This window comes from Micromonospora sp. NBC_00421 (genome assembly GCF_036017915.1).
In the GTDB taxonomy this organism is placed as follows: domain Bacteria; phylum Actinomycetota; class Actinomycetes; order Mycobacteriales; family Micromonosporaceae; genus Micromonospora.
Genome location: NZ_CP107929.1, coordinates 1,456,711 through 1,467,654 on the forward strand (window position 1 = coordinate 1,456,711; position 10,944 = coordinate 1,467,654).

Below are 10,944 nucleotides of genomic sequence, written 5' to 3' on the forward strand. Positions count from 1 at the left end.
GGCGTGCGGTGAGTGCGTCGTACGAGAAGGTCGTCGAGGCGTTGCGGCGGTCGGTGGCCGAGGCCGGCGAGTTGAAGAAGCGCAACCGCCAGCTGCTCGGCGCGTCCCGGGAGCCGATCGCGATCGTCGGGATGGCCTGTCGGCTGCCGGGCGGGGTGGCCGGGCCGGCAGACCTGTGGCGGCTGGTGTCCGAGGGCCGCGACGCGGTGTCGGGGTTCCCGGACGACCGTGGCTGGGACCTGGACAACCTGTTCGACCCCGACCCCGACCACGCGGGCACCTCGTACGTCAGCCGGGGCGGTTTCCTGCACGAGGCGGGGCTGTTCGACGCCGGGTTCTTCGGCATCTCACCGCGTGAGGCGCTGGCCATGGATCCGCAGCAGCGGTTGCTGTTGGAGGCCTCCTGGGAGGCCTTCGAGAACGCCGCCGTCGACCCGACCGCGCTGAAGGGCGCCGACGTCGGCGTCTTCGTCGGCACCGCCCCGCAGGGTTACGGGTCCGGTCCGATCGGGCCGGAGATGCAGAGCTTCGCGGGGACCGGGGTGGCGTCGAGCGTCGCCTCGGGCCGGGTGTCGTACGTGTTCGGTTTCGAGGGGCCGGCGGTGACCGTGGACACCGCCTGCTCGTCGTCGCTGGTGGCGATGCACCTGGCAGCGCAGGCGCTGCGGCAGGGCGAGTGCACGATGGCGCTGGCCGGCGGGGTGATGGTGATGTCCAGCCCCAACTCCTTCGTGGTGTTCTCCCGGCAGCGGGGGTTGGCGGCGGATGGGCGGTGTAAGGCGTTTGCGGAGGGTGCGGATGGGATGGGGTTGGCGGAGGGGGTGGGGGTGGTGGTGTTGGAGCGGTTGTCGGTGGCGCGGGAGCGTGGTCATCGGGTGTTGGCGGTGTTGCGGGGTAGTGCGGTGAATCAGGATGGTGCGTCGAACGGGTTGACGGCGCCGAATGGTCCGTCGCAGCAGCGGGTGATCCGGGCGGCGTTGGCGAATGCCGGGCTGTCACCGTCCGAGGTGGACCTGGTCGAGGGCCACGGCACCGGGACGTCCCTCGGCGATCCGATCGAGGCGCAGGCGTTGCTTGCCACCTACGGCCAGGACCGGGAGCCCGGGAGGCCGTTGTGGTTGGGGTCGTTGAAGTCGAACGTGGGTCACGCCCAGGCCGCCGCCGGGGTGGCCAGCGTGATCAAGGTGGTACAGGCGCTGCGGCACGGGGTGCTGCCGCCCACCCTGCACGTCGACGCCCCCAGCACCGGGGTGGACTGGTCCGAGGGCGCGGTGGAGCTGCTGACCGGGGCCCGTCCGTGGCCCCGCGACGGGCATCCGCGTCGCGCCGGTGTGTCGTCGTTCGGGGTCAGCGGGACCAACGCGCACCTGATCATCGAGGAGGCACCCGAGGAGGTGCCCGCCACTGACGGGGTGCCGGCCGACGGGGTGCCGGCCGACGGGGTGGTGCCGCTGGTGGTGACGGCGCGCAGCGCGGCGGCGTTGGCCGGGCAGGCGGAGCGGCTGGCCGGGTTCCTCGCGACGACCCGGTCGCCGCTCACCGGGGTGGCCGCCACGTTGGCCGCCGGCCGGGCCGTGCTTGACGACCGCGCCGTCGTGGTGGCCGGTTCGACCGAGGAGGCACTGACCAGGCTCGGCGCCCTCGCCCGGGGGGAGGACACCGCCGGGGTGGTGACCGGCAGCGCCCGCGCGCCAGGGAAGCTGGTGTGGGTGTTCCCGGGCCAGGGTTCGCAGTGGGTCGGGATGGGCCGCGAGTTGCTGGACTCCTCACCGGTGTTCGCCGCCCGGATCGCCGACTGCGCCACCGCCCTGGCCCCGTGGATCGACTGGTCGCTGGAGCAGGTGCTGCGTGGCGAGGCCGATCCCGAGCTGACCGACCGGGTCGACGTGCTCCAGCCGGCCAGCTTCGCCCTGATGGTCGGCCTGGCCGCGGTCTGGACGTCGGCCGGCGTACGGCCCGACGCCGTGCTGGGCCACTCGCAGGGTGAGATCGCGGCGGCCTGCGTGGCGGGGGCGCTGTCGCTCGACGACGCCGCCCGGGTGGTGGCGCTGCGCAGCCGGGCCATCGCCTCGACGCTGTCGGGAAAGGGCGGCATGGCGACCGTGGCGCTCGGCGAGGACGACGCCGTCGCCCGGCTGGCGCCGTGGGCCGACCGGGTCGAGGTGGCGGCGGTGAACGGCCCGACGTCGGTGGTGGTCGCCGGGGACGCCGAGGCCCTGGACGAGGCGCTGGCGTCGCTGGCGGGCCAGGACGTCGGGGTACGGCGGGTGGCGGTGGACTACGCGTCGCACTCGCGGCACGTGGCGGACCTCCGGGAAACGCTTGCCGAAGCGCTGGCCGGGATCACGGCGCAGGCGCCGGCGGTGCCCTTCTACTCGACCGTGACGGGTGAATGGATCACCGACGCCGGGGTGCTGGACGGGAACTACTGGTACCGGAACCTGCGCCACCAGGTCCGGTTCGCCCCGGCGGTGGCCGAGCTGCTCGACCGGCGGTTCCGGATCTTCCTGGAGGTCAGCGCGCACCCGGTGCTGGTCCAGCCGGTCAACGAGATCGTGGACGACGCCGACGTGCTGGTCACCGGCTCGCTGCGCCGCGACGACGGCGGTCCGCGCCGGATGCTCGTCTCGCTTGCCGAGCTGTTCGTCCGGGGCGTACCTGTGGACTGGACCCCGTGGCTGCCGGCCTCGGCGTCGGCCCGGGCGGAGCTGCCGACCTATGCCTTCGACCACCGGCACTACTGGCTCCGGTCGGCCGACACGGCGACCGACGCGACGGCGCTCGGCCAGTCCGCGCCGGATCACCCGCTGTTGAGCGCGGTGGTGCGGTTGCCCCAGTCCGACGGGGTGGTCTTCACGTCGCAGCTCTCGGTGCGGTCGCATCCGTGGCTGGGCGACCACGCGATAGGTGGCGTGGTGCTCTTCCCCGGCACCGGCCTGGTGGAGTTGGCCCTGCGGGCCGGCGACGAGGTGGGCTGCCCGGTGCTCGACGAACTCGTGACGGAGACGCCGCTCGTGGTTCCCGAACACGGCGGGGTGCGGGTCCAGGTCGCTGTGGGCGGACCGGACGACGACGGCGTACGCCAGGTGGACGTGTACTCGCAGCGCGGGGAGGCCGCCGACGGGTGGACCCGGCACGCCACGGGTTCGTTGTCGGCACGGCCGGGCGACAGCGGCGACCGGTTCGACTTCACGGCGTGGCCGCCCCCGGGCGCGCAGCGGGTCGAGGTCGGCGACTTCTACGCCGACCTGGTCGAGCGGGGTTACGGCTACGGTCCCGCGTTCCAGGGAGTGCGGACTGTGTGGCGGCGGGGCGACGAGGTGTTCGCCGAGGTCGCCCTGCCCGAGGAGCACCGCGCCGAGGCCGCCGGCTACGGCCTGCACCCGGCGCTGCTGGACGCGGCCCTGCAGACCGGCACCGTCGCCGCCGCGGCGGACGAGCCGCAGGGGCAACCCGGGCGGTCGGTGATGCCGTTCGCCTGGAACGGTCTCGTGCTGCACGCGGTGGGCGCGGCGGCGCTGCGGGTCCGGGTCACCACCGGCGGACCGGACACGATGGTCGTCGAGGCCGCCGACCAGACCGGCGGACCGGTCCTGACGATGGACTCGTTGGTGTTGCGCGCGGTCTCCACCGACCAGGTGGACCCGGCCGGGACCGATGCCCTGTTCCAGGTCGACTGGACCGCGCTCGCCACTGTCGCCGGGCAGCCCTCGCCGTCCTGGGTGGCGGTGGACGGCCCCGACGATGTGGCCGCCCTGACCGAGGTGCCCGACGCGGTGGTGGTGACGGCGGTCGGTGCCGGCGACGCGCTGGCCGTGACCTCGCGGGTCCTGGCGGTCGTGCAGGCCTGGCTGGCGGCGGGCGAGCGGGACGAGTCGCGGCTCGTGGTGGCCACCCGGGGCGCGATGCCCGCCGGTGACGGCGGGGTGACCGACCCGGCGGCGTCGGCGGTGTGGGGTCTGGTGCGGGCCGCCCAGGTCGAGAACCCGGACCGGATCGTGCTGCTGGACGCCGATCCCGCCACTCCCGACGGACCGGAGGCGGTGCTTGGCGCGGTGCTGGGCAGCGGCGAGCCGCAGGTGGCGGTACGCGGGTCGACGCTGGCCGTGCCGCGCCTCGCCCGCGTCCCCCGGGGCGCCGGCTCCCCGTCCGGGTTCGGCCCGGAGTCGACCGTGCTGATCTCGGGGGCCGGCACGTTGGGTGCTCTCGCGGCCCGGCACCTGGTCGCCGGCCACGGGGTGCGGCGGCTGGTGCTGGCCAGCCGGCGGGGCCACGCCGCCGACGGGGTGGCCGAGCTGGTCACCGAGCTGACCGCGCAGGGCGTCGAGGTGTCGGTGTGGGCCGGTGACCTGTCCGACCGGGATCAGGTCGCCGCCCTGCTGGCGCAGGAGCGTCCGACCGCCGTCGTGCACACGGCGGGGGTGTTCGACGCCGGGGTGGTCGGGGCGTTGACCCCGGAGAAGCTGGCCCGGGTGTTCGCCCCGAAGGTCGACGCGGTACGCCACCTGGACGAGCTGACCCGTGACCTCGCCCTCGACGCGTTCGTCGTCTACTCGTCCGCCTCGTCGATCTTCATGGGCGCGGGCAGCGGCGGCTACGCGGCGGCCAACGCCTACCTGGACGGCCTGATGGCCCAGCGCCGGGCGGCGGGTCTGCCCGGGTTGTCGCTGGCCTGGGGGCCGTGGCAGCAGCTCACCGGGATGGCGGACACCATCGACGACGTCACCCTGGACCGGATGAGCCGGCGTGAGGGGCGCGGCGGCGTACGCGGTCTCGGGTCCTCGGACGGCATGGCGCTGTTCGATGCCGCCCTGGCGTCCGGGCCGGCGCTGCTGGTGCCGGTCCGGCTGGACCTGCGGGAGGTCCGGGCCGACGCCGCTGCCGGTGGGGGCGTACCGCCTCTGCTGCGGGGACTGGTCCGGGTGGGGCGGCAGTCGGCGCGGGCGGCGGCCGGCGGGGACGGCGGGCTGGCCCGTCGACTCGCCGAACTCGCCCCGGCCGACCAGGAGACGCTGCTGCTGGAGCTGGTACGGACCCAGGTCGCGGTGGTGCTCGGGCACGCCGAGGCGGGGGCCGTCCGGGCGGACGCGGCGTTCAAGGACGCCGGGTTCGACTCGCTCACCTCGGTGGAGCTGCGTAACCGGCTCCGCGAGGCGACCGGTCTGAAGCTGCCGGCCACCCTGGTCTTCGACTACCCGAACGCGCAGGCCCTGGCCCGCCACCTGCGGGCCGAGATCGCCGTCGAGGAGGTGTCGCCGGTCGACTCCGTCCTGGCCGACCTCGCCGGCCTGGACTCGGCGATCGGTGCCGTGGCCGGCGACGACGAGGCCCGCGACCGGATCACCGCGCGCCTGCGGGAGCTGCTCGACACGGCCGAGGCGGCGGCCGATCCGGGGCCGTCCGACGACGACCTCGACACCGCCAGCGACGAGGAGCTCTTCGCGCTCGTCGACCGTTTCGCCTGACCACCGCACGACCCGCAGACCGGCAATCGGACACGGACATCCCCGGGGAGCTGAGTTTCCATGGCTGACGAGGTGCAACTCCGCGACTACCTCAAGCGGGCCATCGGCGACGCCCGCGACGCCCGCAGGCGGCTGCGCGAGGTCGAGGACCAGGCACGGGAGCCGATCGCGATCGTCGGGATGGCCTGCCGGTACCCGGGCGGGGTGACCTCGCCGGACGACCTCTGGCGGGTGGTGGTGGACGGGGTCGACGCGGTCGCCGGTTTCCCCACCGACCGGGGCTGGGACCTCGACGTCCTGTTCGATCCGGATCCCGACCGGCCGGGCACCTCCACCACCAGCCGGGGCGGTTTCCTCTCCGACGCCGGCCTGTTCGACGCCGGATTCTTCGGGATCTCACCCCGCGAGGCGCTGGCGATGGACCCCCAGCAGCGGCTGCTGCTGGAGGCGTCCTGGGAGGCGATGGAACGGGCGGGCGTGGACCCCTCGTCGTGGCGCGGCACCGACGTCGGCGTGTTCACCGGGTTGTCCAGTCAGGGCTACGGGGCCGGCTCCGGTCGCCCGGTCGCGCCGGAGTTGGAGGGGTTCGCCGGCACCGGTGCCGCGCCGTGCATCGCCACCGGCCGGGTGTCGTACGTGTGCGGTTTCGAGGGGCCGGCGGTGACCGTGGACACCGGCTGTTCGTCGTCGCTGGTGGCGATGCACCTGGCCGTGCAGGCGCTGCGGCAGGGCGAGTGTTCGGCGGCGCTGGCCGGCGGCGCGATGGTGATGGCCCAGCCCGGTTCCTTCCTGTCCTTTTCCCGGCAGCGGGGGTTGGCGGCGGATGGGCGGTGTAAGGCGTTTGCGGAGGGTGCGGATGGGATGGGGTTGGCGGAGGGGGTGGGGGTGGTGGTGTTGGAGCGGTTGTCGGTGGCGCGGGAGCGTGGTCATCGGGTGTTGGCGGTGTTGCGGGGTAGTGCGGTGAATCAGGATGGTGCGTCGAACGGGTTGACGGCGCCGAATGGTCCGTCGCAGCAGCGGGTGATCCGGGCGGCGTTGGCGAATGCCGGGCTGTCACCGTCCGAGGTGGACCTGGTCGAGGGGCACGGCACGGGCACGGTGCTGGGTGACCCGATCGAGGCGCAGGCGCTGCTTGCCACCTACGGTCAGGGCCGGGAACCGGGGCAGCCGTTGTGGCTGGGCTCGGTGAAGTCGAACATCGGGCACACCCAGGCGGCGGCCGGGGTGGCCGGCGTGATCAAGGTGGTGCAGGCGCTTCGGCACGGGGTGCTGCCGCCCACCCTGCACGTACAGCAGCCCAGCACCGAGGTCGACTGGTCGGCGGGTGCGGTGGAGCTGTTGACCGGGGCCCGGCAGTGGCCGCGCGGTGACCGGCCACGTCGCGCCGGGGTGTCGTCGTTCGGGATCAGCGGGACCAACGCGCACCTGATCATCGAGGAGGCACCGGAGGAAGCACCCGAGGAGGCGTCCGAGGCACCCGATGCCGAGGTGTCGGCGCCCGGGGTGGTGCCGCTGGTGGTGACGGCGCGCAGCGCCGGGTCGTTGACCGGCCAGGCCGCCCGGCTCGCGTCGTACCTGGAGTCGGCCCCGGTGCCGCTGGTGGAGGTGGCCGGCGCGCTGCTCTCGCACCGGACCCTTTTCGACGAGCGCGCCGTGGTGGTCGCGGGTTCGGCCGGGGAGGCGTCGGCCGGGCTGGCCGCGTTGGCCCGGGGCGAGACCGCCCCCGGTGTGCTGACCGGTGCGGGCCCGGCGGGCAAGGTCGTGTGGGTGTTCCCCGGTCAGGGGACCCAGTGGGTCGGGATGGGCCGGGAACTGCTCGACTCGTCCCCCGTCTTCGCCGCGCGGATCGCCGAGGTCGACGCCGCGTTGACGCCGTGGATCGACTGGTCGCTGATCGACGTGCTGCGCGGTGACGCGGATCCGGGACTGACCGATCGGGTCGACGTGCTCCAGCCGGCCAGCTTCGCGGTCATGCTCGGGCTGGCGGCGGTGTGGGCGTCGGTGGGTGTGCTGCCCGACGCGGTCGTCGGCCACTCCCAGGGCGAGATCGCCGCGGCCTGCACGGCCGGCGCGCTCTCCCTCGCGGACGCCGCACGGGTGGTGGCGCTGCGCAGCCAGGCCATCGCCGCGAAGCTGTCCGGCCGGGGCGGGATGGCCTCGGTCGCGCTCGGCGAGGAGGACGTCCTCGCCCGGTTGCGGCCCTGGGCGGACCGGGTCGAGGTGGCCGCGGTGAACAGCCCGTCGTCGCTGGTGATCGCCGGGGACGCCGAGGCGTTGGACGAGGCGCTGGAGGCGCTGGCCGGGCAGCAGGTCCGGGTACGGCGGGTGGCGGTGGACTACGCCTCGCACAGCCGGCACGTGGAGGACATCCGCGACGCCCTCGCCGACACGCTGGCCGGGATCACCGCACAGGCCCCGACGGTGCCGTTCCACTCGACGGTGACGGGGGAGTGGATCCGCGACGCCGGGGTGACCGACGGCGACTACTGGTACGAGAACCTGCGCCGACGGGTCGGGTTCGGGCCGGCGGTGGCCGACCTGGTCGCGCAGGGCTACCGGGTGTTCGTCGAGGTGAGCGCCCACCCGGTGCTGGTCCAGCCGATCAGCGAGATCGTCGACGACACCGACGTCGTGGTGACGGGCACGCTGCGGCGCGACGACGGCGGGACGCGCCGCCTGCTCACCTCGATGGCCGAGCTGTTCGTCAGGGGCGTACCGGTCGACTGGACCGGGGTCCTGCCGCCCGTCGCCGGGCACGTCGACCTGCCGACCTACGCCTTCGACAGGCAGCACTTCTGGCTCCGGCCCGAGGAGTCCGCGACCGACGCGGCGTCGCTCGGTCAGTGGGCGACGGAGCACCCGCTGCTGGGGGCGACGGTCCCGCTGCCCCGCTCCGACGGCCGGGTGTTCACCGCGCGGCTGTCGCTACGGTCGCATTCCTGGCTGGCCGACCACGTCGTCGGCGGGGTGGTGCTGCTGCCCGGCAGCGCGCTTGTGGAGTTGGCGGTGCGGGCCGGCGACGAGGTGGGGTGCCCGGCGCTCGACGAGCTCGTCACCGAGTCGCCGCTGGTGCTGCCCGAGCACGGCGGGGTCCGGGTGCAGGTGTCCCTGGGCGGGCCGGCGGACGACGGCACCCGGACGGTGGAGGTGCACTCGCTGCCCGACGGCGTCGACGACGGGTGGACCCGGCACGCCCGGGGCACGCTGTCCGCCGCGTCGCCGCCGGCCCCGGAGTTCGACTTCGCCACCTGGCCGCCGATCGGTGCGCGGCAGGTCGACCCGGCGGACCGCTACCCCGACCTGTCCGCACGTGGGTACGTCCACGGCCCCGCCTTCCAGGGGCTGCGCGCGGTGTGGCAGCGGGGCGAGGAGGTGTTCGCCGAGGTCGCCCTGCCGGACGAGGTGGCCACGGAGGCGGCCGGCTTCGGGATCCATCCCGCGCTGCTGGACGCGGCCCTGCACGCCACTCTGCCCACCGCCGACGGCGACCCCGACGAACTGCGGCTACCGCTGGACTGGGCCGGGCTGGCGCTGCACGCGGCCGGCGCCTCGGCGCTGCGGGTACGGCTGGTGCCCGGCGCGGCCGGTGTCGTCTCGCTGGCGGCGGCCGACGGGACCGGCAGCCCGGTGCTGACGGCCGAGTCGGTCGTGCACCGTCCGGTCACCGTCGCCGGGCTCGCCGCCGCCACGACGCCGCAGGACGCGTTGTTCCGGGTGGAGTGGACCGGCCTGACCGCCCCGGCGGCGACATCGGCCGACGCCCGGCCCGACGTCGAGGTGCTGGAGGTGGCCGGTGGAGCCGACACGCTGGCCGTGACCTCGCACGCGTTGGCGGCGCTCCAGGACTGGCTGGGCCGGGCGGAGCAGGCGCGACTGCTTGTGGTGATGCGGGGGGCGGTGCCGGTTGGCGACGGGGCGGTGGTCGACCCGAGCGCGGCGGCGGTGTGGGGGCTGATGCGTTCCGCCCAGGCCGAGAACCCCGACCGGATCGTCCTGCTGGACCTCGACGCCGACGGTGCCGCGGAGCAGGTCCTGGGGCCGGTGCTGGCGAGCGGGGAACCGGAGGTCGCCGTCCGCGCGGGGAAACTCCTCGTCCCGCGCCTGGCCCGCGCCGACACGCCCGCGCCGCAGACCCCCGCCGACGCGCCCGCGTCGCAGGCTCCCGCCGGATTCGGTCCACACGGGACGGTGCTGGTGTCCGGTGCGGGTGTGCTCGGGGTGTTGACGGCCCGGCACCTGGTGGCCCGGCACGGCGTACGACGTCTGGTGCTGGCCAGCCGGCGGGGACCGGACGCCGAGGGCATGGCGGACCTGGTCGTGGAGCTGACCGGGCAGGGCGCCGAGGTGTCTGTCGTCGCCTGCGACCTGTCCCGCCGCGACGACGTGGCGGCCCTGCTCGCACAGCACCGCCCGACCGGGATCGTGCACACCGCCGGCGTGCTGGACGACGGGGTGGTCGAGGCGTTGACCCCGCAGCGGTTGGCGCGGGTGTTCGCCCCCAAGGTGGACGCGGTACGGCATCTCGACGAACTGACCCGGGGCACGGACCTCGACGCGTTCGTGGTGTTCTCCTCCGGCTCGGGGGTGTTCGGCTCGCCCGGCCAGGGCAACTACGCGGCGGCGAACGCCTTCCTGGACGCCACGACGGCGAACCGTCGGGCGGCCGGGCTGCCCGGCTTGTCGCTGGCGTGGGGCCTGTGGGAGCAGGCCACCGGGATGACCTCGCACCTCGGCGGAGCCGACCAGGCCCGGATGAGTCGGGGTGGCGTGCGGCCGATCACCGCGGCGGAGGGTGTCGACCTGTTCGACGCCGCGCTCGCCGCCGGGCAGGCGTTGCTGGTGCCGGTCAAACTCGACCTCCGCCAGCTGCGTGCCGGCGGTGTGGTGCCACACCTGCTGCGCGGCCTGGTCCGGCCCGGACGGCAGCAGGCGCGGCGGGCGGCCGACGGCGACGGCGGGCTGGCCCGGCGGCTCGCCGGACTCGCTCCGGCGGAGCAGGAGGCGGTGCTGTTGGACCTGGTGCGTGCCCAGGTCGCGGTGGTGCTCGGTTACTCCGGCGCGGCGGCGGTCCGGGCGGACGGGGCGTTCAAGGACGCCGGGTTCGACTCGTTGACGTCGGTGGAGCTGCGTAACCGGCTGCGGGACGCGACAGGCCTGAAACTGCCCGCCACGATGGCGTTCGACTATCCCACCCCGTACGCCCTCGCCCGGCACCTGCGCGACGAACTGGGCACCGGTGGTGACGCACTCACCCGGGTCACGGCCAGGATCGAGGAGGTCGAGTCGCTGATTGGCGAGCTGACGCTCGACGAGTCGACGAGATCCGCCCTCACGCTCCGCCTGCAGGGGCTGGTCGCCAGGTGCACAGGGGTCCGTGGGCAGGGCGAGGTCGCCTCGGTGGCGGAGCAACTCGAATCCGCCTCCGCCGACGACGTCCTCGACTTCATCGACGCGGAACTCGGACTCACCTGACCTCGGT

1 protein-coding gene and 1 pseudogene are annotated in these 10,944 nt (G+C 74.7%); both read left to right on the forward strand.

What is annotated here, in order from left to right; translation table 11 throughout:
- The first annotated feature begins 8 nt into the window (after positions 1–8).
- A complete protein-coding gene (locus OHQ87_RS06345; RefSeq protein ID WP_328345810.1) occupies positions 9–5,465 on the forward strand; it encodes a type I polyketide synthase in 5,457 nt (1,818 codons plus the stop codon).
- Between the two features lie 72 nt (positions 5,466–5,537).
- Positions 5,538–10,937, forward strand: a pseudogene (locus OHQ87_RS06350) (type I polyketide synthase); the annotation flags it as partial.
- Between the last annotated feature and the right edge of the window lie 7 nt (positions 10,938–10,944).